Origin of the sequence: Roseobacter sp. HKCCD6576-2 (assembly GCF_013179285.1) — a bacterium.
Taxonomy (GTDB): Bacteria; Pseudomonadota; Alphaproteobacteria; order Rhodobacterales; family Rhodobacteraceae; genus Rhodophyticola; species Rhodophyticola oceani.
In genome coordinates this window covers 227,729-251,934 of record NZ_WVNW01000005.1, presented here as the reverse complement: position 1 = coordinate 251,934, position 24,206 = coordinate 227,729, and the positions used below count along the sequence as shown (strand labels likewise).

Below are 24,206 nucleotides of genomic sequence, written 5' to 3'. Positions count from 1 at the left end.
TGCGCGAGCGGTCGGGGTTTTTGCTGTAACCGCTGCGGTTGCTCGGCTCAGGTTTCGGTGTTCTATTCTTAATCGCTGCCAAACGCTGAAGGATCGCCACCATATGAATGAGGAACGTGAGGTTGAATTCAATCGGCCAGCGAAATTTCGGATAGTTGAGGAGTTGGGAGCGGGTGCATGTGGTGTGACCGTTCGCCTTAGAGATGACGGCATGGATGCTGAGTTCGTAGCAAAAAAGTATCAGCCGATCGTATCACGCCAAGAGAACAAGGAGTTATTCGATGACTTGCTTCTAAGGTTCCGCGACGAAGCAAGAACCCTCTTTCGGTTGAATCATCCTAATGTTGTTAGAGTCTTTAACTTCTTCGATTATGAGGAATATGGGACCTCGTATATCCTCATGGAGTATGTTTCCGGGATGAAGGTGCTGGATTTCATACAGTCGAATCCTGCAAGCGCAGAAAGGGTTTTTGAAGAAGTAGTGGACGGCTTCGCGCATTTGCAGCAGCGGGGAGTTTTGCACCGAGACATCCGGCCAGCCAACATACTAGTGACCGAAGAAGGTGCTCCCAAAATCATAGACTTTGGCTTTGGGAAGCGGGTGGAAGCAACGGTTGGTAAGCCTGATGAAAAGAGTATCTCACTCAATTGGTGGTGCGAAAAACCACCTGAGTTCGCGGACGGCATTTATGATTTTCAGACGGAAGTCTACTTTGTTGGCAAGCTGTTCCAATTGGCGGTAGAGGAATACGGATTAAGCGATTTCAAGTTCCGGGCACTATTGGGAAAGATGTGTGACCCTGACCGGGGAAGTCGTTGCAAGGATTTCTGGCATGTGAAGGGGCAAGTTACGACGGGAAGCTTTACAGGTCTCGCATTCTCTGAGGAGGAAATCGCGTCCTACAGAGACTTTTCTAACGGTCTGTCGGAAGTCGCAGCGTCAATACGGGCGGATGCCAAGTTTGAACGCGATGCAACTCGAATCCTTACCAAACTTGAGGAACTGCACAGGAAGACGATGCTCGAAGAGGTTTTGCCAGCACCGAACAAGCTCTTGCAAGTCTTCGTGCAAGGAGGCTTCAGCTATTTCACATCTGTCGACTTCGAGGTCCAAACGTTGGAGAGGTTTCTCGATTTATTCCGTGGGCTATCGGACGAGAAGCGAGGCGTAGTGATCGATAATCTACAGATGCGGCTCGAAGCCTGTGAAAGAACATATCCGGATATGGACGACGAGATCCCTTTTTAGCCTCTCTCTCTACTTGACCCCTCGCCCACCATCCCTTAACAGACCCCATCGGCAAGGCCCCGGATTCGTCCGGGGTTCTGCTTTTGGTCGAAAGACCTCCAAATTCAGGGACCTCCGGGGCCCTATATATCAAGAGACGGGATCAACCTCCCGCAAAGCAAACGGAAGACAGAAAGCATGGCACTCAAGTCGTATAAGCCGACGACGCCGGGCCAGCGTGGGCTGGTGCTGATCGACCGTTCGGAGCTTTGGAAAGGTCGTCCGGTCAAGTCCCTCACCGAGGGTTTGACCAAGAATGGCGGCCGGAACAATACCGGACGGATCACGATGCGTCGCAAGGGCGGTGGGGCGAAACGCCTTTATCGCATCGTCGATTTCAAGCGGAACAAGATGGATGTCGCGGCAACCGTCGAGCGGATCGAATATGACCCGAACCGGACCGCGTTTATCGCCCTGATCAAATATGAAGATGGCGAGCAGGCCTATATCCTGGCGCCGCAGCGTCTGGCGATTGGCGACAAGGTGATCGCGTCCGCCAAGGCCGATATCAAGCCGGGCAACGCGATGCCGTTCTCGGGCATGCCGATCGGCACGATCATCCACAATATCGAGATGAAGCCCGGCAAAGGCGGCCAGATCGCTCGCGCGGCAGGCACCTATGCCCAGTTTGTGGGTCGTGACGGTGGCTACGCGCAGATCCGGCTCTCCTCGGGCGAGCTGCGTCTGGTGCGTCAGGAATGCATGGCCACGGTTGGCGCGGTCTCGAACCCCGACAACTCGAACCAGAACCTCGGTAAAGCGGGCCGCAACCGTCATAAGGGCATCCGCCCCTCTGTGCGTGGTGTTGTGATGAACCCCGTCGATCACCCCCATGGTGGTGGTGAAGGCCGGACCTCTGGCGGTCGTCACCCTGTGTCGCCTTGGGGCAAGCCCACCAAAGGGGCCCGGACCCGGAACAAGAACAAAGCGTCGTCGAAGCTGATCATCCGCTCGCGTCACGCCAAGAAGAAGGGGCGCTAAAGCATGTCGCGTTCTGTTTGGAAGGGTCCTTTTGTCGACAGCTATGTCCTCAAGAAGGCCGAAGCCTCCCGCGAGAGCGGCCGCAAGGAGGTCATCAAGATCTGGTCGCGCCGCTCCACCATCCTGCCCCAGTTCGTGGGCCTCACCTTTGGTGTCTATAACGGTCGGAAGCATATCCCCGTGAACGTCACCGAAGAGATGATCGGTCAGAAGTTCGGGGAATACTCGCCCACGCGGACCTATTACGGTCACGCCGCCGACAAGAAGGCGAAACGCAAATGAGCAAGGATAAGAACCCCCGCCGCGTGGCGGAGAATGAAGCGATGGCAAAGTCCCGCATGCTGCGCACGAGCCCGCAGAAGCTGAACCTTGTGGCGCAGATGATCCGTGGCAAGAAGGTGGAGAAGGCTCTGGCCGATCTGACCTTCTCGAAAAAGCGGATCGCCGTGGATGTGAAGAAATGCCTTCAGTCCGCCATCGCCAATGCCGAAAACAACCATAACCTGGATGTGGATGAGTTGGTCGTTGCCGAAGCCTATGTCGGCAAGAACCTGACCCTGAAACGCGGACGTCCGCGGGCTCGGGGCCGGTTTGGCCGCATCATCAAGCCGTTCAGCGAGCTGACCATCACGGTCCGCCAGGTCGAGGAGCAAGCGTAATGGGTCATAAGGTCAATCCGATTGGCATGCGCCTGCAGGTGAACCGCACCTGGGACAGCCGCTGGTATGCCGATACCAAAGATTATGGTGATCTTCTGCTGGAAGACATCCGTATGCGCGAATTCATCAACGAAGAGTGCAAGCAGGCGGGCGTGTCCCGTGTGATCATTGAGCGTCCGCACCGCAAGTGCCGCGTCACGATCCACACAGCGCGCCCGGGTGTCATCATCGGTAAGAAAGGCGCGGATATCGAAACGCTGCGCCGGAAACTTGCCGCGATGACCGAGAGCGAGCTGCATTTGAACATCGTCGAGGTGCGCAAGCCCGAGCTGGACGCCGCGTTGGTGGCCGAAAGCATCGCGCAGCAGCTTGAGCGTCGGGTGTCGTTCCGGCGCGCGATGAAGCGCTCGGTTCAGAACGCGATGCGTATGGGCTCGCTCGGGATCCGGGTGAATGTCGCGGGCCGTCTTGGCGGCGCCGAGATCGCGCGGACCGAATGGTATCGTGAGGGCCGGGTGCCGCTGCACACGCTCCGCGCCGATATCGACTACGCGCACGCGGAAGCCAAAACCGCCTATGGTATCATCGGCATCAAAGTCTGGATCTTCAAAGGTGAGATCATGGAGCACGACCCGTCGGCTCGCGATCGTAAGCACCAGGAGCTCCAGGAAGGTGGTGGCCCGCGCCCCCGCCGCGACCGCTAAGGAGTAGATGAGATGCTGCAACCAAAGCGCACAAAGTTCCGCAAACAGTTCAAAGGCCGGATCAAGGGTGAAGCGAAGGGCGGGTCTGACCTGACCTTCGGCACCTATGGTTTGAAGGCGCTTCAGCCTGAGCGTGTCACCGCGCGACAGATCGAAGCCGCCCGTCGCGCCATGACCCGTCACATGAAACGTCAGGGCCGGGTCTGGATCCGGATCTTCCCCGACGTGCCGGTGACCTCCAAGCCCACCGAAGTGCGGATGGGTAAAGGTAAGGGGTCGGTCGATTACTGGGCCTGCAAAGTGAAGCCGGGTCGGATCATGTTCGAGATCGACGGTGTGTCGGAGCCCGTCGCCCGCGAAGCCCTGCGCCTCGCCGCGATGAAGCTGCCGGTGAAAACCCGTACAGTCGTTCGCGAAGACTGGTAAGCGATGGCTTTGCCGCAGCGTGAGGTGTGGGCGATTTTCGAAAAATCGTCCGGGCCTCACCCCGGTTAAGAATTTGGTAACCCTCGTCCCGGAACTGGGCGGGGGTTATCTCTTTTTTGTGGGCAATTTGGCTGTCTCAATGCGGCACTGTGCGAGATCATTCGCCCGTTTGAGTCGTCTCAGCGATCATCGAAATCATCTCGAACATCACCGCCGTTGCCGTCAGAGCCGTGATTTGGTTCGGGCTGTCTTTCGTCGGCATCATGCAGACAATGTCGCCGCCGATGATATTCATGCCGCGCACCGCGCGCAAAAGCGCCACCGCCTCGTCGATGTCGAAACCTCTTTCTCCGGGTTCCAGGTTTGACACCCCGGGGGCGATCGTCGGGTCGAGGCAATCTAGATCGAAGGTGATATAGACGGGCCGACCGGCCAGAACCTCTTTGATCTGCGCCACCACATCCGCCAGGCCACGGCTGCGGAACTCGGCCATGGTCACGACATTGTAGCCATAGTCATAAGACGGTTGCAGCCAGTCGAGCGTGCGCGGATGACCGCGAAGCCCGATTTGCATCGAGTGATGCGGGTCAACCTGACCCTGATCGGCCAGATAGGCGCCCCAATGCGCGGCCGACTTTTTCGCCCCCAGGAAATGATCCACCTTGGTGAAGACATCTGTATGCGCGTCGAGATGGAGGAAGCAAACCGGCTCACCGTCCGCGATCTGACCCTGGCCAAGGGCTTGGACAATGCCGCCGGTGATGGAGTGATCGCCACCCACGGAAACCGGGCGTGCGCCCGCGGCGTCGATCTCTTTGTAGAAGGCGGTGATGTCGGCGATGCAGGCCTCGTTATCGTTCGCGCGCGGCAGGGGCACATCGCCGACATCGACGATCTTTGCCGCCGCCCAGGGGTCGATCCCGAAGGCCCCATGCACCCGGCGCGACACGGCCGAGACGTTTCTGAGCGCGCGGGGGCCAAGGTGTTGATCGCGCTCGGTGGTGCCGTTGCCGGTGGAATGCGGCACGCCGACCAGCGCGATATCGGCCCCCTCCGCCGAGGCGTTTGGGCAGCGGAACATCGTCGGGATGCCCCACCAATAGAGATTGTCCATCATCGAGGTGAGATGTTGATCCGCCATGTCCGCGCCTTTCTGGTGCCTCGTATCAGAGCCCGAACGTTAGGGTTGCCGACCTTTTCGAGCAAGGCATTCGCGCCTCTCGCCAATTGGTGATGGCTCGGCTATTCAGGCGCCATGTCCCAGATCAAATCCCTCTTCGCGACCCGCCTCTATCACGCCCGCTTGTCCGAGTTGGGCAAGACCTCCATCGACCCAGATGAATTGGAGGCGTCTTGCCTGTCGATTGCCGAGGATGACGCGGCGGGGCAGGATTGGTGCGTCGAGAACGGCTATCCAGGCTATACGAGCTACGCCTCGCTCGCCGATCTGCCCTGGCGGTTTCCGATCTTCAAGGACCTGAAAAAGACGCTCGACAAACATGTAAAGGCCTTTGCCAAGGATCTGGAGTTTGACCTGGGGGAGAAGAAGCTGAAACTCGACTCGCTTTGGATCAACATCCTGCCCGAGGGCGGTATCCATACCAGCCACATCCACCCGCATTCGGTGATCAGCGGCACGACCTATGTCGCCGTACCCGAAGGTGCCAGCGCGATCAAATTCGAAGACCCGCGCTCAGCGATGATGATGGCCGCCCCGACGCGTGTGGCAGAGGCACGCGAGGAGTTGCGCAGTTTCATCTATGTGGCGCCCGCGGTGGGGGATGTGCTGCTCTGGGAAAGCTGGCTCCGGCATGAGGTGCCGATGAATATGGCGGAGGATGACCGGGTGAGTGTGAGTTTTAATTATGGGTGGGAGTGATATTAGTTTCGCAGAGTCAGATTTGCTCCGCAAAAATCCCACGATATCTGAATATGGTGAATCGATTGAACTCGCAGGCACTTTCGAAAATCAAATGTTATATCGCATGTGCGCGGAAAAACCCTCGCATACTGACAGTCGGATTATTGCTGGCAAACTGATTTCAATTGGGCGCATCTATGCAGCGTCGCCTGAACGAGGTGTCAGACCAAGTTGGTATGATGGCACTAGCTTTGTCGAACATCTTGGCCGCCAGCTCAAGAAGAGCAATTTGGACGAAAGACTGAGTTCTCTGGACGCTGCAGGCTTCTTTGAACTGGATCCAGAACAGCCTGTACGCGTTCACCGTTGGTTAGTTAAAGAACTGAGAGGCTGGTCGAGTTCATGGTTTGAAAGCACATCGGACTCCAACGCGCGAACCAGGCCACGGAAAGCCCGTGAGCACAGGTCTTTCGTCTCAAAGTACTTGCATTTTCATCGACCAAACGTGTTTCCGATCATGGATAGCTTCGCCACAAAAGGCCTGCGAGCCGCAGGCCACCGCGTGTCTGGACAAAACTACTGTACTTTCTGTCCGAAGATACGCCTGTTCGGGCTGGTGCAAGAGCGGCGTCTAATGACCTTGCGAGAGTTGGACATGTATCTTGTCGAGCAGGGCCGCCTCGCTTCTTGAATACCTCTTGCCAATTCAAGCACTGCGCCCTATACGCACCCTTCATTCACCACCTCCACCAGAATCACGGTGACCCTGAGCGGGGCCGTCTGGTGATGTTGAAAGGAAGATCAGGCGATGAACGCCCAAGAACTGCGTGACAAGACGCCGGATCAGCTTCGTGAGGAGCTCGTCCAGCTGAAGAAGGAGGCCTTCAACCTCCGCTTCCAGCAAGCCACTGGTGCGCTGGAAAACACCGCCCGTATGCGCGAGGTCCGTCGGGGCGCCGCGCGGGTGAAAACCATTCTGAATCAAAAAGCGGCAGACGCTGCCAAGTCGGAGGCCTGAGACTATGCCCAAACGCATTTTGACAGGCACCGTGACCAGCGACGCCAATGCACAGACCGTGACCGTCTCCGTGGAGCGCCGCTTCAAGCACCCGGTCATGCAGAAGACCATCCGGAAGTCCAAGAAGTATCGGGCGCATGATCCGGAGAACACGTTCAAGGTAGGCGACACCGTCCGTATTCAGGAATGTGCCCCTGTCTCGAAATCCAAACGCTGGGAGGTGCTTGCCTCCTAAGGGCAATCACACCCGGTTTGAGCGAAACCCTGGGGCGGAAGGTCCCCAAAGGTCGGGAGAAACCAAATGATCCAGATGCAGACCAATCTGGATGTTGCTGACAATAGCGGCGCGCGCCGTGTTCAGTGCATCAAGGTCTTGGGTGGGTCCAAGCGGAAATACGCAAGCGTCGGTGACGTGATCGTAGTCTCCGTGAAGGAAGCCATCCCACGTGGTCGCGTGAAGAAGGGCGATGTCCGCAAGGCCGTCGTCGTGCGCACCGCCAAAGAAGTCCGCCGCGAAGACGGCACTGCGATCCGCTTTGATCGGAACGCCGCCGTCATTCTCAACAACAACAACGAGCCGATCGGCACCCGGATTTTCGGGCCGGTTGTGCGCGAGTTGCGTGGCAAGAACTTCATGAAAATCATCTCGCTTGCGCCGGAGGTGCTCTGAAGATGGCTGCTAAACTGAAAAAGGGCGACAAGGTCGTCGTATTGGCCGGCAAGGACAAGGGCAAAGAGGGCGAGATTTCGTCTGTTGACCCGAAATCCAGCAAGGCCGTCGTGGATGGGATCAACATCGCCATCCGTCACACCAAGCAAAGCCAGGCCAGCCAGGGCGGTCGCATCCCTCAGGCGATGCCGATCCAGCTGAGCAACTTGGCGCTTCTGGACGCCAATGGCAAAGCGACCCGCGTCGGCTTCAAAATCGAAGACGGCAAAAAGGTGCGTTTCGCCAAGACCACGGGGGACGTGATCTGATGTTGGACACTGCAAACTATACCCCGCGTCTCAAGGCGCTGTATGCCGAGACCATCAAACCGGCGCTGATCGAAGAGTTCAGCTATGCCAACCCGATGATGGCGCCCCGTCTGGACAAGATCGTTCTGAACATTGGTGCTGGTGCAGAAGCCGTCCGTGACAGCAAGAAGGTCAAATCCGCTCAGGAAGACCTGACCGCTATCGCCGGTCAGCAGGCTGTCGTGACCAAGGCCAAGAAATCCATCGCGGGTTTCCGGGTGCGTGAAGAGATGCCGCTTGGCGCCAAAGTCACGCTGCGCGGCGACCGGATGTATGAATTCCTGGACCGCTTGATCACCATCGCCTTGCCGCGCGTCCGCGACTTCCGCGGCGTATCCGGCAAGTCGTTCGATGGCCGTGGCAACTATGCCATGGGTATGAAAGAGCACATCGTGTTCCCAGAGATCAACTTCGACAAGGTCGATGAGGTCTGGGGGATGGATATTGTCATTGCCACCACCGCGAACACCGACGCGGAAGCGAAGGCGCTGTTGAAAGCTTTCAACATGCCTTTCAACAGCTGAGCGCGGGAGAGAAGAGACCATGGCAAAAAAAGCAATGATCGAACGCGAATTGAAGCGTCAGAAGCTGGTGGCACAATATGCCACCAAGCGCGCGGCGCTGAAAGAAATCGCGAATGATGAAACCAAACCGATGGAAGAGCGTTTCAAGGCCCGCCTGAAACTGGCGAAACTGCCGCGCAACAGCTCTGCCACCCGGTTGCACAACCGTTGCCAGCTGACCGGACGCCCCAAGGCGTATTACCGCAAGCTGAAAATGTCGCGGATCAAGCTGCGTGATTTGGCCTCCAATGGTCAGATCCCCGGCATGGTCAAGTCGAGCTGGTAGGGGAGATATAGATTATGACTGATCCTATCGCAGACATGCTCACCCGGATCCGCAACTCTTCGATGCGCGGCAAATCCACGGTGATGACGCCCGCCTCCAAACTTCGGGCCTGGGTTCTGGATGTGTTGGCCGACGAAGGCTACATCCGCGGCTATGAAAAGGTAACCGGGGCCGATGGCCATCCGGCTATCGAGATTAGCCTGAAATACTACGAGGGTGAGCCCGTTATTCGCGAGTTGAAGCGGGTCTCCAAACCTGGTCGCCGCGTCTACATGGGTGTGGGTGACATTCCGCAGGTCCGTCAGGGTCTGGGTGTGTCGATTATCTCCACGTCCAAGGGCGTGATGTCGGATGCAAATGCACGCAATGCCAATGTCGGCGGCGAAGTGCTTTGCACCGTATTCTAAGGAGGGAACGATGTCTCGTATTGGCAAAAAGCCGGTTGATCTTCCCTCTGGCGTCGAAGCGTCGATCTCGGGTCAGACGATTGAAGTGAAAGGCCCGAAAGGCGCTCGCAGCTTCACCGCAACCGATGATGTGACCCTGGCCGTGGAAGATAACGCTGTGACGGTGACCCCGCGCGGCAAGTCGAAACGTGCCCGGCAGCAGTGGGGCATGAGCCGCACGATGGTGCAGAACCTGGTCACCGGCGTGACCGACGGGTTCAAGAAAGAGCTTGAGATCCAGGGCGTGGGCTATCGGGCGCAGATGCAGGGCAACACCTTGAAACTGTCGCTTGGCTTGTCCCATGAAGTGAACTTCGAAGTGCCGGCCGGTGTGACCGTGACGGCGCCGAAAGTCACCGAAGTGATCATCGAAGGCAATGATGAGCAACTCGTCGGCCAAGTCGCGGCCAACATCCGCGAGTGGCGGAAGCCAGAACCCTATAAGGGCAAAGGCATTCGCTATAAGGGCGAGTATATCTTCCGCAAGGAAGGCAAGAAGAAGTAAGGGCGCGAACAATGGCAAACAGCAAACGAGTTCTGTTCCAGAAACGCCGCCTGCGCGTTCGGAACAAATTGCGGAAAACGGCAGATGGGCGTCCGCGCCTGTCCGTGCACCGTTCCAACAAAAACATCAGCGTGCAGCTGATCGACGATGTGAACGGCGTGACGCTCGCCTCGGCTTCCTCGTTGGAGAAGGATCTGGGTGTCGTCGGCAAGAACAATGTCGAAGCGGCCACCAAGGTGGGTGAGGCGATTGCCGCGCGCGCCAAGAAAGCCGGTGTCGAAGACTGCTATTTCGACCGCGGCGGGTTCCTCTTCCACGGCAAAGTGAAGGCCCTGGCCGACGCTGCGCGTGAAGGTGGTCTGAAGTTCTAAGACCCGTTCAGGGTCCAAGCAAATGTAGGCGGCGTTCGCGCCGCCTCGATGATCGGGGGGCAATGTGCCCACTGCGATCGGAGATCAAGGCGCGGAGTGCGCCGCTAGGAAAGGATGCCGCTCATGGCAGAACGTGAAAACCGAGGGCGTGGCCGCGGCCGCAACCGCGAAGAGGAAACGCCGGAATTCGCCGACCGTCTGGTTGCGATCAACCGGGTGTCCAAAACCGTGAAAGGTGGTAAGCGCTTTGGCTTCGCCGCTTTGGTGGTTGTGGGCGATCAGCGGGGTCGTGTGGGCTTCGGCAAGGGCAAAGCCAAAGAGGTGCCCGAGGCGATCCGCAAGGCAACCGAGCAGGCCAAGCGTCAGTTGATCCGCGTGCCTCTGAAAGAGGGCCGGACGCTGCATCACGACATGTTGGGCCGTCATGGCGCGGGCAAAGTCGTCATGCGCACGGCACCGGAAGGAACCGGGATCATCGCCGGTGGTCCGATGCGGGCCGTGTTTGAGATGCTGGGCGTGAAAGACGTGGTCTCGAAATCGACCGGGTCACAGAACCCCTATAACATGATCCGCGCCACGCTGGACGGTCTCAAGAAAGAGTCTTCCCCGCGTCAGGTTGCGGCACGTCGCGGCAAAAAGGTCGCTGACATCCTGCCCAAGCGGGATGAAGCACCGGCAGCCGAGACTGCGGCTGAGGAGGCCTGAGACCCATGGCAAAAACCATTGTTGTGAAACAGATCGGTTCGCCGATCCGCCGCCCGGAAAAGCAGCGCCAGACGCTGATCGGCCTGGGCCTGAACAAAATGCACAAGACGCGCGAGCTTGAGGACACCCCCGCCGTGCGCGGCATGGTCCGCAAGATCCCGCATCTGGTGGAGATCATCGAAGAGCGCAGCTAAGAGCCGAGGTTTTCGAGGGAAGACGAGACGCTCCGGCGGCAACGCCGGGGCGTTTTCTTTTTGCGGGGTTTGGGGTGCCTGCTCGTTTCCAATGATTTTGTGATATACTTGTTTGACGCAACTAATGGAGGCGTCAATGTCCCTTACATCTGCCGAACTCGCGATGGTGCGGGACAGTCTGGGCCGCCTGCGCAAGGATTTCGAAGCGCACTCGACCTATTTCTATGATGCGCTGTTTCGCCGAGCTCCCGAGCTACGCAAGATGTTCCGTGACGACCTGACCGGGCAGGGGATGAAGTTCATGACCACGCTGGATGTGATCGTGCAGAAACTGGATGACGAAGAGCACCTCGCCAGTCGGTATCAGAGCCTTGGCCGGAGCCATGCGATCTTGGGCGTGCATGCGGGCGACTTCGCGCCGATGGAGGAGGCGCTGATCGACACGATGCGGAACGCATTGGGGGAGGGTTTCACGCCAGAGCTAGAGCAGGCCTGGCGCAAGGCTTATGCCGAGGTGAGCCGCAATATGATCCGGCGGGGAGGGATCGAGGCATGATGCGGTCGGATCGCGCAGCGTCCTGTCTTCGCTTGTCCACCCCACATACTCACTTGAAAACCTGATAACGCCCGTCTATACGCCGCCAGTGGTCTTTCGAAGACCCGACTCAAACATCAAGAAACGCCGCGTCTGTCCATCTCGCTTCGGGGGCAGTTCCGGCTAAGGAGAAGCGATATGAAATTGCATGAACTGCGCGACAATCCCGGCGCAACCAAGAAAGCCAAGCGCGTGGGCCGTGGCCCTGGCTCTGGCACCGGTAAGACTGCCGGTCGCGGGATCAAAGGTCAGAAATCCCGCTCGGGTGTGGCGATCAATGGCTATGAGGGTGGCCAAATGCCACTCTATCAGCGTTTGCCCAAGCGTGGCTTCAACAAGCCGAACCGGAAGAAATTCGCGGTGGTCAACCTGGGCCTGATCGAGAAATTCGTCGAAGCTGGCAAGCTGGACGCGAAGAAAGACATCACTGAGGACACGCTGCTCGAGGCTGGCATCATCCGTCGCAAGCTTGATGGTGTGCGGGTTCTGGCGAAGGGTGAGGTTACGTCCAAGCTGAAGCTGTCCGTGACTGGCGCGTCGAAAGCGGCCGTTGAAGCGGTTGAGAAAGCCGGTGGCAGCCTCACCGTGGCGGCGGCTCCTGCGGCGGAATAACCCTCTAAAGGGTTCGTGACCTTTTAGACGGTTGTGGGGGGCGGGCCCGCCCCTTACATCTAGCCCCAAGGTTTTTTCCGCGCCGCGCGATCGAACCCCGATCTCGCGGCGCAATGCATAAGAGAGACAGCATGGCATCTGCGGCAGAGCAAATGGCAGCGAACATGAGCTGGAGCGCGTTCGGCAAAGCGACCGAGTTGCGCCAGCGTATCTTGTTCGCGATTGGTCTTCTGATCATCTACCGGATCGGTACCTATATCCCTGTGCCGGGGATTGATGGTGTCGAGCTACAACGGTTCTTCGACGATGCGGCGGCGGGTTTGGGCGGCGTGCTCAACATGTTCACCGGCGGGGCGCTGTCTCGCATGGGCGTCTTCGCGCTCGGGATCATGCCCTATATCTCGGCCTCGATCATCGTGCAGCTGATGGCGGCGATGGTGCCGCAACTCGAAGCGTTGAAGAAAGAGGGCGAGTCCGGTCGCAAGAAGCTGAACCAATATACCCGGTATGGCACCGTGGTTTTGGCGACGTTTCAGGCTTACGGTATTGCCGTGTCGCTTGAATCCGGTGGCTTGGTGACGGACCCGGGTTGGTTCTTCCGCGCCGCTTGTGTGATTACGCTGGTTGGCGGCACGATGTTCCTGATGTGGCTGGGTGAGCAGATCACCGCGCGCGGCATCGGCAACGGCATCTCGCTGATCATCTTCGTTGGCATTATCGCCGAACTTCCCGCCGCTTTGGCGCAGTTCTTTGAGCAAGGCCGTCAGGGCGCATTGGCGACGCCGGTGATCCTTGGGGTGATCTTCATGCTCTTGGCGACGCTAACGTTCGTGGTGTTTATGGAGCGATCGCTTAGGAAGATTCATATCCAATATCCGCGTCGTCAGGTGGGAATGAAGGTCTATGACGGCGGCACCAGCCATTTGCCGGTCAAGGTCAACCCGGCCGGTGTGATCCCCGCGATCTTTGCGTCATCGCTCCTTTTGTTGCCGACGACGCTCTCGACCTTCTCGGGCACTGAGGCCTCTGGCCCGGTGATGGCCTGGATCCTGGCGAATTTCGGGCCGGGGCAGCCGCTCTATCTGCTGTTCTTTGCCTCGATGATCATCTTCTTCACGTATTTCTATACGCTGAACGTGTCGTTTAAGACCGATGACGTGGCCGATAACCTGAAGAACCAGAACGGGTTCATCCCCGGTATTCGGCCGGGCAAGAAGACCTCGGAGTATCTGGAATATGTGGTCAATCGTGTCCTGGTTCTGGGCTCTGGCTATTTGGCGCTGGTTTGTCTTCTGCCTGAGATCGTGCGGACTGAACTGGCAATTACGGCCTATTTCGGTGGCACCTCGATCCTGATTATCGTCTCGGTGGGGATGGACACGGTGCAACAAATCCAGTCTCATCTCTTGGCCCATCAATATGAGGGGCTGATTGAGAAATCGCAGCTACGCGGCAAGAAGGGCCGAGGCACTGCACGGAAGGGACCAGCACGTCGATGAACATCATACTTCTGGGGCCGCCAGGCGCCGGTAAGGGCACGCAAGCCCGCCGGCTGGTGGAAGAGCGCGGCATGGTGCAGTTGAGCACCGGAGACATGCTGCGCGAAGCGCGGACCTCAGGAACGGAGATGGGCCAGCGGGTCGCCGCGATCATGGATGCGGGCGAGTTGGTTACCGATGAGATCGTCATCGGGTTGATCGAGGAAAAGCTGCAAGGCGATATCGGCGGCGGGGTGATCTTCGATGGGTTCCCGCGCACGCTTGGTCAGGCCGATGCGCTGGCAGACTTGTTAGAGCGCAACGGCCAAAGCCTCGATCACGTGGTCGCCATGGAAGTGAATGACGACGCGTTGGTTCAGCGGATCACCGCACGTGCGACCTGCGGCAGTTGCGGCGAAGTCTATAACGACATCACCAAGCCGATCCCGGCTGATGGAAAGTGCTCGAACTGCGGCGCGTCTGACTTCAAACGCCGGGCCGATGACAATGAGGAAAGCCTCAAAACCCGGCTGATGGAGTATTACAAAAAGACCTCGCCGCTGATCGGATATTACCACGCCAAGGGGCAGCTTAGATGGGTGCCGGGCCTGGGCGAGATTGATGAGGTTGCGGCGTCGATCAAGGAAACACTTGACACCCCGTAAAACACTCTTGACGACTGCGCCAAATGATCTTAGGTGCAAGCCTTCCTTAGGGAATCGATAGGTATTCCTCGACGCTTCTATGTCGTAGATGCCTGACCAGATATGACAGGGCCCGCAGGACTGCATCCTCGGGCCTTATGTTGTGAAAAAAGGTTCTGGAACCACGGAACCGCAACGAAGAAGGAAACGATACGTGGCACGTATTGCCGGGGTGAACATCCCCACCGCCAAGCGCGTACCGATCGCGCTGACCTATATCACCGGAATTGGACATACCTCGGCCGCACAGATCTGCGAAGCCGTCGGCATTGACACGTCGCGCCGGGTCAATGAGCTGTCGGATGCCGAAGTTCTGCAAATCCGCGAACATATCGACGCAAACTTCACCGTTGAAGGTGACCTGCGCCGTGACACGCAGATGAACATCAAACGTTTGATGGACCTGGGCTGCTATCGCGGTCTGCGTCATCGTCGGAACCTGCCCGTGCGCGGTCAGCGCACCCATACCAACGCGCGCACCCGCAAAGGCCCCGCAAAGGCCATTGCCGGCAAGAAGAAGTAAGGGGGCAGATCAATGGCACGCGATAAGACACGGACTAAGCGTAAAGAGCGCAAAAACATCGCCGCAGGTGTGGCGCATGTGAACAGCTCGTTCAACAACACCAAAATCCTGATTTCGGATGTGCAGGGCAACGCGATTTCCTGGTCCTCCGCCGGAACCATGGGCTTCAAAGGCTCGCGGAAATCCACGCCTTATGCGGCGCAGATGGCCGCTGAAGATGCCGGCAAGAAAGCTCAGGAACATGGTGTGAAGACCCTAGAGGTCGAAGTTCAAGGCCCGGGTTCGGGCCGCGAGTCCGCGCTTCGGGCGCTGGCCGCCGTTGGCTTCTCGATCACGTCGATCCGCGATGTGACCCCGATGGCCCATAACGGCTGCCGCCCGCCGAAACGCCGCCGCGTTTAACGTATGATTTACTCGCGACGGGCTGCGGCATTCCGCGTGGCCCGTTGCTGTCATTTTTGATCCTCGAGCGTTCAGAGCCACGGATCCAGGCCCTGAGCAAGAATGGAGGCGACACCATGATCCATAAAAACTGGCAAGAACTTATTAAGCCGACCCAATTGGTTGTGAACCCGGGCAATGAACCCGCGCGTCAGGCGACCGTTGTGGCCGAGCCGTTGGAGCGGGGCTTTGGCCTGACGCTCGGCAACGCCCTGCGCCGCGTGCTGATGAGCTCGCTGCAGGGTGCTGCAATCACCTCGGTGCAAATCGACAATGTTTTGCACGAATTCTCGTCCATCGCCGGTGTGCGGGAAGACGTGACCGATGTGGTTCTGAACCTCAAAGGCGTGGCGATCCGGATGGAAACCGATGGGCCCAAGCGCGTGTCGATCACGGCGAAAGGTCCAAAGGTTGTTACTGCGGGTGACATTTCGGAATCCGCTGGCATCGAAGTGCTGAACAAAGAGCATGTGATCTGTCACTTGGATGATGGCGCCGATCTCTACATGGAGCTGACCATCAGCACCGGGAAAGGCTATGTCGCCGCCGACAAGAACCGCCCCGAGGATGCGCCGATTGGCCTGATCCCGATCGATGCGATCTATTCGCCGGTCAAGAAGGTCAGCTATGATGTGCAGCCGACCCGTGAGGGCCAAGTGCTGGATTATGACAAGCTGACGCTGAAGCTGGAAACTGACGGCTCGGTGACCCCGGATGATGCTGTGGCCTATGCCGCGCGGATCATTCAGGACCAGCTGTCGATCTTCGTGAACTTCGATGAGCCGGAAAGCGCCAGCCGTCAGGATGACGAGGACGATCTGGAGTTCAACCCGCTGCTTCTGAAGAAAGTGGACGAGTTGGAATTGTCGGTTCGTTCGGCCAACTGCCTGAAGAACGACAACATAGTCTATATCGGTGATCTGATCCAGAAGACCGAAGCCGAGATGCTCCGCACCCCCAACTTTGGCCGCAAATCCTTGAATGAGATCAAGGAAGTGCTTTCGGGCATGGGCCTGCATTTGGGCATGGATATCATTGACTGGCCGCCCGATAACATTGAGGACTTGGCCAAGAAATACGAAGACAACTTCTGAGGCGCGAGACGCGCTTTGGAGCTTTAAATGCCCGCATAGATGCGGGGACTAACTGGGCATGATGCCCCAAGGAGAGGGCCCCGCACGCATGGGGCCCCAGACAAAGCATAAAACGGAGTAAATGACATGCGTCACGCACGAGGCTACCGCCGCCTGAACCGCACCCATGAGCACCGCAAGGCGCTCTTTGCAAATATGGCTGGCTCGCTCATTGAACATGAGCAAATCAAGACGACTCTGCCGAAAGCCAAAGAGCTGCGGCCGATTGTTGAGAAGTTGATCACGCTTGGCAAACGCGGCGATTTGCACGCCCGCCGGCAAGCTGCGGCCCAACTCAAACAGGATGCTTATGTGGCAAAACTGTTCGAGGTTCTGGGCCCACGCTATGCAGAGCGCCAGGGAGGCTATGTCCGGGTTCTGAAGGCGGGGTTCCGCTATGGCGATATGGCGCCGATGGCGATCATCGAATTCGTTGATCGTGATGTGGATGCCAAAGGCGCAGGCGACCGTGCACGCGTTGAAGCCGAAGAAGCGGCGGACGATTAACCGCCGCATTTGAGACACAGTTTAAAAAAAATGAAACCCCGCTGAATGGCGGGGTTTTTTGTTTAAGAGGGCTTTAACGCGGCTTTCGGGGGCGTATCCCGATTGGCCACATCTTGGATAAGCCGTTCCAATTCGGCCTCCGCAACAGGCGTTTCACCCAAAAACTCAAGAAGGTCATTGCGCGCGGGCTGTGACAATCCCATCAAACGCGCAAAAAGATCTGGTTCGATCTTTTCCGACATACCGCTCACCTTTAGTCCAGAGGGCTCAGAGTTTATTGTTGACCCTGTTTCTGGCAACCTGTCTAAAAAGACATGTCTTTTTGTCGGTTCAATGTCTAAAACGCCTGCACTCGACCTGCTTTTGCATGAACTCTCTCTGGCGACGCCTGGGGGCTACGCTGTCGGTTTGCATATTCGGTACGTGTCGCCGCTGATCATGGTGAACACATATCCCGAAGAGTGGCAGGAGATTTATACGGCCAAGGTCTACGGGCTTCGAGATCCGACTTTGGCTTGGGGGCTCAGCCATACGGGCGTGCGCCGGTGGAGCGAGATCGGTTTGCCGGACCCGTTTGGAATTCTGAAAGAGTCGGCGGAGTATGGAATGCACTACGGGATGATCTGTTCGATCGGCCCGTTGTCTTCGCGGACGATCGCCGGGGCCACGCGCCCCGACCGCGAATACACACAGGAGGAAATGGAACACGTCCATAAGATCGTGCAGCGCATGCACGATCTGTCTGTGCCGCCGACAAAACTGTCGAATGCGCAGATCGAAGCTTTGAGATGTATCGCGGAAGGGGACCGCCATGCAGCTGCCGCCGCCAAACTTGGCATTTCTGAAAGTGCTTTCAAAGCACGTCTGACCTCTGCTCGTCAGAAGCTTATGGCCCGAACAACGGCCGAGGCTGTCCAGCGCGCAAAGGAATATGGCTTGATTTGAAAGACAGGATACATGGTGAGCCGCTGGCGTGATCCTCCGCGGGGAAAGTTTCTTAACCCGAGCCGAAGGAGGCAAATCTATGCAGTCTACCACCCTGTCTTTCGACAATATCCACAATCATGGTGACCTGTTCACCAATATGCTGCGCGCCCGGCACAACAAGTTCATCGAACACATGCACTGGGATCTGCCGAATGCCGATGGCATGGAGTTCGATCAATATGATACGCCGCAAAGCCGGTGGGTTTGTGTCCATGAGAACGGCAAAGTGCTTGCAGGTGTTCGTTTGACCCCGACGACGGCCCGGTGCGGCATTTATTCTTACATGGTGCGGGATGCGCAGCGCGGTTTGCTGGAGGAAATCCCTTCGAATCTGCTTGATGATCCGGCGCCGATTGCCGCGCATATCTGGGATGCAAACCGCCTTTTTGTCGCCGAAGGGGTCAGCACCGACATCCGTCGGGATGTTCAGATGTCTCTGATGGGGCATATGGTGCGGTCCGCGCGCGCATTGGGGGCGACGATGCTTTTGGGCCTTCTGCCGATTGGTATCCCGCGCCTTGGCCGCCGCCTTGGTATCTCGATGGAGCCGGGCGGCCCGATCATGAAGATCGGTGGTGTGGCACACCGCTGCTATTTCGTGTCGATGGCCTCGAAGATGCACTGAGATGGCTTGGTCACACTCCAAACACTCAAACCTGCGATGGGCGGGGTCTATGCACCTGCCCGCTGCCCCCTTAGATAGAGGGGATGGCAGATTTGTTTGACACCAGTGTTTCTGATCCCACTGTCCGAGCCGGGCCGCGCCCCCTGGCCGATCGGCTGCGACCGCGCAGCTTGGCCGAGGTGATTGGACAGGAGCATTTGCTGGGCCCGGAAGGCAGCCTCAAAGTGATGCTGGACAGCGGCGCGTTGTCGTCGCTGGTGTTTTGGGGGCCGCCCGGTGTGGGGAAGACGACCATTGCCCGGCTTTTGGCTGATGAGACCGATCTGCATTTTGTGCAGATCAGCGCGATTTTCACAGGTGTGCCAGATCTGCGCAAAGTCTTTGAGGCCGCCAAGCTGCGCCATGCCAATGGCAAAGGCACGCTTTTGTTCGTGGACGAAATCCATCGTTTCAATAAAGCGCAACAGGACGGGTTCCTGCCGCATATGGAAGATGGAACCATCCTTCTTGTGGGCGCTACGACGGAGAATCCGTCATTTGAGTTAAACGCGGCGCTTCTGTCCCGGGCCCAAGTTCTGGTTTTGAACCGGCTGGACGAGGCGGCTCTGGAAAAGATCTTGGCGCATGCCGAGCTTGAGATGCACCATCCGATGCCGCTCCGGCCAGAGGCGCGGATGGCGCTTCTTGAGATGGCGGATGGCGATGGGCGCGCGCTCCTCAATCTGGCGGAGCAGGTCGCGGCCTGGAAGGTGGATGGGCAGCTGACCGTCGATCAACTGGCCACCCGGCTGCAACGCCGCGCGGCGCAATACGATAAATCCGGTGATGCGCATTACAACCTGATCTCGGCTTTGCATAAATCCGTGCGGGGCTCGGACCCTGATGCCAGCCTTTATTGGTTGGCCCGGATGCTGGAAGGCGGAGAGGATCCCCGTTTTCTGGCCCGCCGGATCACCCGCATGGCGGTCGAAGACATCGGTCTCGCCGAGCCGCAAGCGCAGCGGGTCTGCCTAGATGCATGGGAAACCTATGAGCGGCTTGGGTCGCCCGAAGGGGAACTGGCGCTGGCGCAGGCCGTGCTCTACCTCGCCCTCGCGCCGAAATCGAATGCGACATATGTAGCGTATAAAGACGCGCGCCGCTCCGCCAAATCCACCGGATCAAAGCCGCCGCCGAAACACATCCTCAACGCGCCGACTAACTTGATGAAAGATCAGGGCTATGGCGCGGGATACGATTATGACCACGATGCGAAAGATGGGTTCTCTGGTCAGAACTACTTCCCGGACCAGATGGGCCGGGCGCAGTTTTACCAGCCCGTGCAGCGTGGATATGAGCGGGAGTTGGCCAAGCGCTTGGCCTATTTCAACAAGCTCCGCGCGGATCGTCAGCACAGTTGACAAGCTCGGCCCAAGCGCCGATGACCCGCCCCATGATGACAGCGGTTTTTCAAGTGGCCCTTGGCGGCGCGGCGGGGGCGGTTTTACGCTATCTGACCGGTATCGGCGTCGTCCGGCTCCTGGGGCATACGCCGTTTCCGTACGCGATCCTGAGTGTGAATATCCTGGGCTCGTTCCTGATGGGCGTTTTCGTCGTTGCGGCGGCCCATCGCGGGCTGACCCATTTGTCGCCCTTGGTGATGACCGGGCTTCTGGGCGGGTTTACGACCTTCTCGGCCTTCTCGCTTGAGGCGGTGACACTCTATGAGCGTGGCGAGGTGACGTCGGCGGTGATCTATGTCGTGGCATCGGTTTGTTTGTCGATTTTCGGGCTGGTTCTGGGCCTGTGGCTGGCGCGGGGGCTGTTTGCATGAGTGGTGTTCAAACGCTTGAGGTTGCGCCGGGGGACGGCGACCAGCGATTGGATCGTTGGTTTCGGCGACAGTTCCCGCAGATCAGCCAGGGCCGGATCGAAAAGATGTGTCGTAAAGGTGAGATCCGGGTCGATGGCGGCCGGGTGAAACCCGCAACGCGCGTCGAGGCCGGGCAGAAAGTGCGCATTCCGCCTCTCCCGGATCAGGCCGCGCCGCAGCCGGCGGTCTCGCGCAGCAAAATCTCCGACGCGGATGCCGAGATGATGCGAGCGGCGGTGCTCTATCGTGATGACCATCTTATTGCGCTGAACAAGCCACCGGGCCTGCCGAGCCAAGGCGGAAGCAAACAGACCCGCCATGTCGATTGGCTGGCGGAGGCGCTGCTTTTTGGGTTCGAGGACAAGCCGCGTCTGGTGCATCGGCTCGACAAGGACACCTCCGGCATTCTGCTTCTGGCCCGCACACGGCAGGCCGCCGCGGCGCTGACCAAAGCGTTCCGGGCGCGCGACACTCGTAAGATCTACTGGGCCGCTGTTGCGGGTGCGCCTTTGCCACGCATGGGCACAATCAAATTCGGGCTGGTGAAGGCACCGGGCCATGGCAAGGGCGGCGAGGGGGAGAAGATGCTCTGCCTGCACCCCGATGAGGTTGATCGGACGCCAGATGCCAAACGCGCGACAACCGATTACGCGGTTCTGAGCAATCTCGGCAGTCGGGCAGCTTGGGTGGCGCTGGTGCCGGTGACGGGACGCACGCATCAGCTTCGCGCGCATATGGCCGAGATTGGCCACCCGGTTATCGGCGACGGAAAATATGGCGGCTCAGGGCAAGAGAACCTTGGCGACGGCTGGGGCGCGCAATTGGGTGGTGAGATCAGCCGCAAACTGCATCTGCATGCCCGTTCGCTTGCGCTGACCCATCCGATCACCGGCGCACGGCTCAACCTGGTGGCGCCCCTGCCGGAGCATATGGCGCGGACCTGGGAGACGCTCGGGTGGTATGCAAATGACGTGCCCGCCGACCCGTTTGACGAGGATAGCTTTTGACCGACACTCCCTTGAAGCTGGTGATTTTCGACGTGGATGGCACCTTGGTCGACAGCCAGGCGCATATCCTGGCATCAATGAACTGGGCCTTTGCGGCATTAGATATGACGCCACCAAGCCGGGAGCAGACGCTCTCGATTGTTGGGTTGTCGCTGCCGCAAGCGATGGCGCGGCTGGTGCCGGAAGCTTCGGCGGAGCTCAATGCACAACTGGTCGAGGCCTATAAAAACAGCTTTGCCGATCTCAGGCAGCGCGGCGAGTCGGCGGCGGCCTCGCCGCTTTTCCCGGGTGCGATCGAGGCTTTGCAGGCGCTCGCCGCGCAGGACGAGATGTTTCTCGGGATCGCGACCGGAAAATCCCGGCGCGGGCTGGACCATCTGTTTGAGTTGCATGGATTCGGGCCGCTCTTCCATACGGTGCAGGTCGCTGATGATCATCCGTCCAAGCCGCACCCATCGATGGTGCTCACCTGTTTGGATGAGACCGGCGTGGCGCCGGAAAACACAGTCATTCTGGGCGACACGACCTATGATATCGAGATGGGTCGCGCGGGCGGGATCCAGGCCATTGGTGTCGATTGGGGGTATCACGAAACCGACGCGTTGACGGCGGCTGGGGCGGCGATGATCCTGTCGGATTTTGCGGCATTGCCCGAGGCGCTGGATCAAATCTGGGGGGTGGCATGAGCGAGTGGGCGGTGAAGCGATTCTGGACCAATGCCGAGGTGGCAGAGGTTGAAGGCGGGTTTTCCGTCACGCTGGATGGCCGGCCCGTTCGTACACCGTTCAAATCCGCGCTGGTGCTGCCGACCCGTGACATGGCCGAAGCGATGGCCGCCGAATGGGCCGCGCAGGAAGACCAAGTCGACCCGCTAAGCATGCCGGTCACCCGCTCCGCCAACTCCGCCATCGACAAGGTGGCCACGCAACATGGCGCTGTGGCCGACATGTTGGCGGCCTATGCCGAAACCGATCTGCTCTGTCATCGGGCGGAGAGCCCCGAGGAATTGGTCCGCCGTCAAGCCGACGGGTGGGACCCGATCCTGATCTGGGCGGCGGAGACCTTTGGCGCGCCTTTGGTTGTCACACAAGGTGTCTTGCCGGCCGACCAGCCGGAGGCAAGTCTCCAGGCCTATGGCGCGGCTGTGGCCAGTTTTGCGCCCTTCTCCCTGACCGCCTTGCATGACCTGGTCACGCTGTCTGGGTCTCTGGTTCTGGCACTGGCCGTTGCCGGTGGCCGGATTGCCCCCGAACAGGGCTGGTTGCTGTCGCGAATCGACGAGCTGTGGCAGATTGAACAGTGGGGCGATGACGATGAAGCGCGCGATTTTGCCGCCCAGAAACAGGAGGCTTTCCTCCACGCAGCCCGGTTCTTGGAGCTGTCAGGCGAGGCGTGATTGCTCTAATGGCATATAAGCCTTTGTGATGCATAGCATTTGAGCGCTTTCTGAAACCAAGCCGTCGGAAATGGCTTAACCCAACGGAAAGCGCAGCCCCAAGACTTGACCTATCGCAGCATATTTGCCCAATTAAGAGGCAGTGAGAGGGGTGAAAGCCTCTCATGATCTATGCCAAGGCACTCTTGGCTATCGGAAACTGTCCTTAAGGGCGGTCCATCAGGAAGAGGTAAACAATGAAAAAATCCGTACTTATCGGTACTATGGCCATCGCTGGTCTGGCCGCTGGGTTCGCTTCCGCACAGACGTTGGACGAAGTCCAAGCGCGCGGCAGCTTGAACTGTGGCGTGACCACCGGCCTCGTCGGCTTTGCCGCGCCGAATGCAAGCGGCGAATGGGAAGGCTTCGATGTCGGCGTTTGCCGCGCTGTGGCCGCCGCCGTCTTCGGCGATGCCACCGCTGTGAACTTCGTGCCCACCACTGGTCAGACCCGCTTTACCGCGCTGGCCTCTGGTGAGATCGACATGCTGGCCCGGAACACCACCTGGACCTTCAGCCGCGACGTTGACCTGCGCTTCGAATTCGTGGGCATCAACTACTATGACGGTCAGGGCTTCATGGTTCCCCGTGAACTGGGCGTGGCCTCGGCGATGGAACTGGATGGTGCAACCGTCTGCATCCAGACCGGCACCACGACCGAACTGAACCTGGCTGACTTCTTCAGCTCGAACGGCATGAGCTATGAGCCTGTGCCGATCGAAACCAACGCCGAAGCGCAGCAGCAGTATCTGGCTGGTGCCTGCGACGTCTACACTACGGACGCCTCGGGCCTGGCCGCAACGCGCGCCACGTTCGAAGATCCCTCCGCGCATGTGGTTTTGCCCGAGATCATCTCGAAAGAGCCGCTTGGTCCGCTTGTGCGCCATGGTGACCACGAGTGGGGCGATGTCGTCCGCTGGACGCTGAACGCTCTGATCGCAGCTGAAGAGCTGGGCATCACGTCGGCAAATGTCGGTGAACTGGCCGCTGGCACCGAAAACCCAGAGATCAACCGTCTCTTGGGGTCCGAAGGTGAACTGGGCGGTATGCTCGGCCTCGATGCGGCTTGGGCACAGAACGCCATTGCCGCGGTCGGCAACTACAGCGAGCTGTTCGAAGGCAACATCGGTGAGGCGACGCCAATTGGTCTCTCGCGCGGTCTAAACGCGCAGTGGACTGATGGTGGTCTGCTCTACGCACCGCCGTTCCGGTAACATCTTAAGCGAAGGGCGCGGTCACTCCGCGCCCTTCGTCTATCTAGAACAACGAATGACCAAACCGGG

General features: G+C 58.7%; 36 protein-coding genes. 35 read left to right on the top strand and 1 reads right to left on the bottom strand.

What is annotated here, in order from left to right; translation table 11 throughout:
* The first annotated feature begins 103 nt into the window (after positions 1–103).
* From GTF44_RS17820 to rplP, 6 genes are all read left to right on the top strand, one after another.
* Positions 104–1,249: a serine/threonine-protein kinase gene (locus GTF44_RS17820; protein ID WP_171561503.1), complete on the top strand. Its 1,146-nt coding sequence runs from the start codon at positions 104–106 to the stop codon at positions 1,247–1,249.
* 177 nt (positions 1,250–1,426) lie between these two features.
* The gene (rplB, locus tag GTF44_RS17815; protein ID WP_145214987.1) at positions 1,427–2,269 is read left to right on the top strand and encodes a 50S ribosomal protein L2; all 843 of its coding nucleotides are present in this window, start codon (positions 1,427–1,429) and stop codon (positions 2,267–2,269) included.
* A 3-nt stretch (positions 2,270–2,272) separates the two neighbouring features.
* Complete coding sequence (gene rpsS, locus GTF44_RS17810) at positions 2,273–2,551, top strand: 30S ribosomal protein S19 (protein ID WP_171561501.1); 279 nt, start codon at positions 2,273–2,275, stop codon at positions 2,549–2,551.
* The gene (rplV, locus tag GTF44_RS17805; protein ID WP_145214993.1) at positions 2,548–2,928 is read left to right on the top strand and encodes a 50S ribosomal protein L22; all 381 of its coding nucleotides are present in this window, start codon (positions 2,548–2,550) and stop codon (positions 2,926–2,928) included. The genes rpsS and rplV overlap by 4 nt, the downstream gene beginning before the upstream one ends.
* Positions 2,928–3,632, top strand: a complete 705-nt coding sequence (gene rpsC / locus GTF44_RS17800; RefSeq protein WP_145214996.1) for a 30S ribosomal protein S3 — start codon at positions 2,928–2,930, stop codon at positions 3,630–3,632. Before rplV ends, rpsC begins: the two co-directional genes overlap by 1 nt.
* A gap of 12 nt (positions 3,633–3,644) precedes the next feature.
* Complete coding sequence (rplP, locus tag GTF44_RS17795) at positions 3,645–4,058, top strand: 50S ribosomal protein L16 (RefSeq protein ID WP_145214999.1); 414 nt, start codon at positions 3,645–3,647, stop codon at positions 4,056–4,058.
* Between the two features lie 157 nt (positions 4,059–4,215).
* Here rplP and GTF44_RS17790 read toward each other — a convergent pair whose 3' ends face one another.
* Positions 4,216–5,199, bottom strand: coding sequence for an arginase family protein (locus GTF44_RS17790; protein ID WP_171561499.1), 984 nt, complete (start codon positions 5,197–5,199; stop codon positions 4,216–4,218).
* Positions 5,200–5,313: 114 nt separating this feature from the next.
* Here GTF44_RS17790 and GTF44_RS17785 point away from each other — a divergent pair, with 114 nt between their 5' ends.
* From GTF44_RS17785 to GTF44_RS17645, 29 genes are all read left to right on the top strand, one after another.
* Positions 5,314–5,937, top strand: coding sequence for a 2OG-Fe(II) oxygenase family protein (locus GTF44_RS17785; RefSeq protein WP_171561497.1), 624 nt, complete (start codon positions 5,314–5,316; stop codon positions 5,935–5,937).
* Positions 5,924–6,610: a hypothetical protein gene (locus GTF44_RS17780; RefSeq protein ID WP_171561496.1), complete on the top strand. Its 687-nt coding sequence runs from the start codon at positions 5,924–5,926 to the stop codon at positions 6,608–6,610. Before GTF44_RS17785 ends, GTF44_RS17780 begins: the two co-directional genes overlap by 14 nt.
* 117 nt (positions 6,611–6,727) lie before the next feature.
* Positions 6,728–6,937 carry a 50S ribosomal protein L29 gene (rpmC, locus tag GTF44_RS17775; RefSeq protein ID WP_171561494.1) on the top strand — a complete coding sequence of 70 codons (210 nt, stop codon included), beginning with the start codon at positions 6,728–6,730 and terminating at the stop codon, positions 6,935–6,937.
* A gap of 4 nt (positions 6,938–6,941) precedes the next feature.
* Positions 6,942–7,172 (top strand): 30S ribosomal protein S17, encoded by a 231-nt coding sequence (gene rpsQ / locus GTF44_RS17770; protein ID WP_145215008.1) that lies wholly within the window; start codon positions 6,942–6,944, stop codon positions 7,170–7,172.
* 66 nt (positions 7,173–7,238) lie between these two features.
* Positions 7,239–7,607, top strand: a complete 369-nt coding sequence (gene rplN / locus GTF44_RS17765; RefSeq protein ID WP_068340767.1) for a 50S ribosomal protein L14 — start codon at positions 7,239–7,241, stop codon at positions 7,605–7,607.
* Positions 7,608–7,609: 2 nt separating this feature from the next.
* Positions 7,610–7,915, top strand: a complete 306-nt coding sequence (gene rplX, locus GTF44_RS17760; protein WP_171561492.1) for a 50S ribosomal protein L24 — start codon at positions 7,610–7,612, stop codon at positions 7,913–7,915.
* Complete coding sequence (rplE, locus tag GTF44_RS17755; RefSeq protein WP_171561490.1) at positions 7,915–8,478, top strand: 50S ribosomal protein L5; 564 nt, start codon at positions 7,915–7,917, stop codon at positions 8,476–8,478. Before rplX ends, rplE begins: the two co-directional genes overlap by 1 nt.
* Before the next feature lie 19 nt (positions 8,479–8,497).
* Positions 8,498–8,803, top strand: coding sequence for a 30S ribosomal protein S14 (gene rpsN / locus GTF44_RS17750; protein ID WP_145215020.1), 306 nt, complete (start codon positions 8,498–8,500; stop codon positions 8,801–8,803).
* Positions 8,804–8,817: 14 nt separating this feature from the next.
* Positions 8,818–9,210 carry a 30S ribosomal protein S8 gene (rpsH, locus tag GTF44_RS17745; RefSeq protein ID WP_145215023.1) on the top strand — a complete coding sequence of 131 codons (393 nt, stop codon included), beginning with the start codon at positions 8,818–8,820 and terminating at the stop codon, positions 9,208–9,210.
* A gap of 10 nt (positions 9,211–9,220) precedes the next feature.
* Positions 9,221–9,754 (top strand): 50S ribosomal protein L6, encoded by a 534-nt coding sequence (gene rplF, locus GTF44_RS17740; protein ID WP_145215026.1) that lies wholly within the window; start codon positions 9,221–9,223, stop codon positions 9,752–9,754.
* 11 nt (positions 9,755–9,765) lie between these two features.
* A complete protein-coding gene (rplR, locus tag GTF44_RS17735) occupies positions 9,766–10,125 on the top strand; it encodes a 50S ribosomal protein L18 (protein ID WP_171561489.1) in 360 nt (119 codons plus the stop codon).
* 123 nt (positions 10,126–10,248) lie between these two features.
* Positions 10,249–10,830, top strand: a complete 582-nt coding sequence (gene rpsE, locus GTF44_RS17730; RefSeq protein ID WP_171561487.1) for a 30S ribosomal protein S5 — start codon at positions 10,249–10,251, stop codon at positions 10,828–10,830.
* Positions 10,831–10,835: 5 nt separating this feature from the next.
* Positions 10,836–11,024 (top strand): 50S ribosomal protein L30, encoded by a 189-nt coding sequence (gene rpmD / locus GTF44_RS17725; protein WP_171561485.1) that lies wholly within the window; start codon positions 10,836–10,838, stop codon positions 11,022–11,024.
* A 136-nt stretch (positions 11,025–11,160) separates the two neighbouring features.
* Entirely contained in the window at positions 11,161–11,580 is a 420-nt protein-coding gene (locus tag GTF44_RS17720) for a globin domain-containing protein (RefSeq protein ID WP_171561483.1), read from the top strand.
* A gap of 177 nt (positions 11,581–11,757) precedes the next feature.
* Complete coding sequence (gene rplO / locus GTF44_RS17715; protein WP_145215038.1) at positions 11,758–12,231, top strand: 50S ribosomal protein L15; 474 nt, start codon at positions 11,758–11,760, stop codon at positions 12,229–12,231.
* 131 nt (positions 12,232–12,362) lie between these two features.
* Positions 12,363–13,730 (top strand): preprotein translocase subunit SecY, encoded by a 1,368-nt coding sequence (gene secY, locus GTF44_RS17710; RefSeq protein ID WP_145215041.1) that lies wholly within the window; start codon positions 12,363–12,365, stop codon positions 13,728–13,730.
* Entirely contained in the window at positions 13,727–14,374 is a 648-nt protein-coding gene (locus tag GTF44_RS17705) for an adenylate kinase (protein ID WP_145215044.1), read from the top strand. Before secY ends, GTF44_RS17705 begins: the two co-directional genes overlap by 4 nt.
* Before the next feature lie 193 nt (positions 14,375–14,567).
* Positions 14,568–14,936, top strand: a complete 369-nt coding sequence (rpsM, locus tag GTF44_RS17700) for a 30S ribosomal protein S13 (protein WP_145215047.1) — start codon at positions 14,568–14,570, stop codon at positions 14,934–14,936.
* Between the two features lie 12 nt (positions 14,937–14,948).
* On the top strand, positions 14,949–15,338 hold the full coding sequence (gene rpsK / locus GTF44_RS17695) for a 30S ribosomal protein S11 (RefSeq protein WP_145215050.1): 390 nt from the start codon (positions 14,949–14,951) through the stop codon (positions 15,336–15,338).
* A gap of 116 nt (positions 15,339–15,454) precedes the next feature.
* Positions 15,455–16,471: a DNA-directed RNA polymerase subunit alpha gene (locus GTF44_RS17690; protein WP_171561481.1), complete on the top strand. Its 1,017-nt coding sequence runs from the start codon at positions 15,455–15,457 to the stop codon at positions 16,469–16,471.
* A 126-nt stretch (positions 16,472–16,597) separates the two neighbouring features.
* Entirely contained in the window at positions 16,598–17,017 is a 420-nt protein-coding gene (gene rplQ, locus GTF44_RS17685; protein WP_145215057.1) for a 50S ribosomal protein L17, read from the top strand.
* A 177-nt stretch (positions 17,018–17,194) separates the two neighbouring features.
* A complete protein-coding gene (locus GTF44_RS17680) occupies positions 17,195–17,962 on the top strand; it encodes an autoinducer binding domain-containing protein (protein ID WP_367383468.1) in 768 nt (255 codons plus the stop codon).
* Between the two features lie 79 nt (positions 17,963–18,041).
* Positions 18,042–18,629, top strand: coding sequence for an acyl-homoserine-lactone synthase (locus GTF44_RS17675; protein WP_145215059.1), 588 nt, complete (start codon positions 18,042–18,044; stop codon positions 18,627–18,629).
* 83 nt (positions 18,630–18,712) lie between these two features.
* Positions 18,713–20,029, top strand: coding sequence for a replication-associated recombination protein A (locus GTF44_RS17670; RefSeq protein ID WP_145215062.1), 1,317 nt, complete (start codon positions 18,713–18,715; stop codon positions 20,027–20,029).
* 32 nt (positions 20,030–20,061) lie between these two features.
* Positions 20,062–20,442, top strand: coding sequence for a fluoride efflux transporter CrcB (crcB, locus tag GTF44_RS17665; RefSeq protein ID WP_171561480.1), 381 nt, complete (start codon positions 20,062–20,064; stop codon positions 20,440–20,442).
* On the top strand, positions 20,439–21,488 hold the full coding sequence (locus GTF44_RS17660; protein ID WP_171561478.1) for an RluA family pseudouridine synthase: 1,050 nt from the start codon (positions 20,439–20,441) through the stop codon (positions 21,486–21,488). The genes crcB and GTF44_RS17660 overlap by 4 nt, the downstream gene beginning before the upstream one ends.
* On the top strand, positions 21,485–22,174 hold the full coding sequence (locus tag GTF44_RS17655; RefSeq protein ID WP_171561476.1) for an HAD-IA family hydrolase: 690 nt from the start codon (positions 21,485–21,487) through the stop codon (positions 22,172–22,174). Before GTF44_RS17660 ends, GTF44_RS17655 begins: the two co-directional genes overlap by 4 nt.
* Entirely contained in the window at positions 22,171–22,884 is a 714-nt protein-coding gene (locus GTF44_RS17650) for an ATP12 family chaperone protein (protein WP_171561474.1), read from the top strand. The genes GTF44_RS17655 and GTF44_RS17650 overlap by 4 nt, the downstream gene beginning before the upstream one ends.
* A 236-nt stretch (positions 22,885–23,120) precedes the next feature.
* Positions 23,121–24,137: an amino acid ABC transporter substrate-binding protein gene (locus GTF44_RS17645; RefSeq protein WP_171561473.1), complete on the top strand. Its 1,017-nt coding sequence runs from the start codon at positions 23,121–23,123 to the stop codon at positions 24,135–24,137.
* The last annotated feature ends 69 nt before the right edge of the window (positions 24,138–24,206 follow it).

Coding starts and splice junctions, on each gene's coding strand:
- rplO (WP_145215038.1), top strand. CDS start 11,758: ATGAAATTGCATGAACTGCGCGACAATCCCGGCGCAACCAAGAAAGCC.
- GTF44_RS17670 (WP_145215062.1), top strand. CDS start 18,713: ATGGCAGATTTGTTTGACACCAGTGTTTCTGATCCCACTGTCCGAGCC.
- rplP (WP_145214999.1), top strand. CDS start 3,645: ATGCTGCAACCAAAGCGCACAAAGTTCCGCAAACAGTTCAAAGGCCGG.
- GTF44_RS17705 (WP_145215044.1), top strand. CDS start 13,727: ATGAACATCATACTTCTGGGGCCGCCAGGCGCCGGTAAGGGCACGCAA.
- rplV (WP_145214993.1), top strand. CDS start 2,548: ATGAGCAAGGATAAGAACCCCCGCCGCGTGGCGGAGAATGAAGCGATG.
- rpsC (WP_145214996.1), top strand. CDS start 2,928: ATGGGTCATAAGGTCAATCCGATTGGCATGCGCCTGCAGGTGAACCGC.
- crcB (WP_171561480.1), top strand. CDS start 20,062: ATGATGACAGCGGTTTTTCAAGTGGCCCTTGGCGGCGCGGCGGGGGCG.
- GTF44_RS17690 (WP_171561481.1), top strand. CDS start 15,455: ATGATCCATAAAAACTGGCAAGAACTTATTAAGCCGACCCAATTGGTT.
- GTF44_RS17675 (WP_145215059.1), top strand. CDS start 18,042: ATGCAGTCTACCACCCTGTCTTTCGACAATATCCACAATCATGGTGAC.
- rplX (WP_171561492.1), top strand. CDS start 7,610: ATGGCTGCTAAACTGAAAAAGGGCGACAAGGTCGTCGTATTGGCCGGC.
- GTF44_RS17780 (WP_171561496.1), top strand. CDS start 5,924: ATGGGTGGGAGTGATATTAGTTTCGCAGAGTCAGATTTGCTCCGCAAA.
- rplR (WP_171561489.1), top strand. CDS start 9,766: ATGGCAAACAGCAAACGAGTTCTGTTCCAGAAACGCCGCCTGCGCGTT.
- rpsK (WP_145215050.1), top strand. CDS start 14,949: ATGGCACGCGATAAGACACGGACTAAGCGTAAAGAGCGCAAAAACATC.
- rpsN (WP_145215020.1), top strand. CDS start 8,498: ATGGCAAAAAAAGCAATGATCGAACGCGAATTGAAGCGTCAGAAGCTG.
- GTF44_RS17790 (WP_171561499.1), bottom strand. CDS start 5,199: ATGGCGGATCAACATCTCACCTCGATGATGGACAATCTCTATTGGTGG.
- rpsE (WP_171561487.1), top strand. CDS start 10,249: ATGGCAGAACGTGAAAACCGAGGGCGTGGCCGCGGCCGCAACCGCGAA.
- secY (WP_145215041.1), top strand. CDS start 12,363: ATGGCATCTGCGGCAGAGCAAATGGCAGCGAACATGAGCTGGAGCGCG.
- rplN (WP_068340767.1), top strand. CDS start 7,239: ATGATCCAGATGCAGACCAATCTGGATGTTGCTGACAATAGCGGCGCG.
- rpsH (WP_145215023.1), top strand. CDS start 8,818: ATGACTGATCCTATCGCAGACATGCTCACCCGGATCCGCAACTCTTCG.
- rpsS (WP_171561501.1), top strand. CDS start 2,273: ATGTCGCGTTCTGTTTGGAAGGGTCCTTTTGTCGACAGCTATGTCCTC.
- GTF44_RS17785 (WP_171561497.1), top strand. CDS start 5,314: ATGTCCCAGATCAAATCCCTCTTCGCGACCCGCCTCTATCACGCCCGC.
- rplE (WP_171561490.1), top strand. CDS start 7,915: ATGTTGGACACTGCAAACTATACCCCGCGTCTCAAGGCGCTGTATGCC.
- rpsQ (WP_145215008.1), top strand. CDS start 6,942: ATGCCCAAACGCATTTTGACAGGCACCGTGACCAGCGACGCCAATGCA.
- rpmC (WP_171561494.1), top strand. CDS start 6,728: ATGAACGCCCAAGAACTGCGTGACAAGACGCCGGATCAGCTTCGTGAG.
- GTF44_RS17820 (WP_171561503.1), top strand. CDS start 104: ATGAATGAGGAACGTGAGGTTGAATTCAATCGGCCAGCGAAATTTCGG.
- rpmD (WP_171561485.1), top strand. CDS start 10,836: ATGGCAAAAACCATTGTTGTGAAACAGATCGGTTCGCCGATCCGCCGC.
- GTF44_RS17645 (WP_171561473.1), top strand. CDS start 23,121: ATGAAAAAATCCGTACTTATCGGTACTATGGCCATCGCTGGTCTGGCC.
- rplF (WP_145215026.1), top strand. CDS start 9,221: ATGTCTCGTATTGGCAAAAAGCCGGTTGATCTTCCCTCTGGCGTCGAA.
- GTF44_RS17660 (WP_171561478.1), top strand. CDS start 20,439: ATGAGTGGTGTTCAAACGCTTGAGGTTGCGCCGGGGGACGGCGACCAG.
- rplQ (WP_145215057.1), top strand. CDS start 16,598: ATGCGTCACGCACGAGGCTACCGCCGCCTGAACCGCACCCATGAGCAC.
- GTF44_RS17720 (WP_171561483.1), top strand. CDS start 11,161: ATGTCCCTTACATCTGCCGAACTCGCGATGGTGCGGGACAGTCTGGGC.
- rplB (WP_145214987.1), top strand. CDS start 1,427: ATGGCACTCAAGTCGTATAAGCCGACGACGCCGGGCCAGCGTGGGCTG.
- GTF44_RS17650 (WP_171561474.1), top strand. CDS start 22,171: ATGAGCGAGTGGGCGGTGAAGCGATTCTGGACCAATGCCGAGGTGGCA.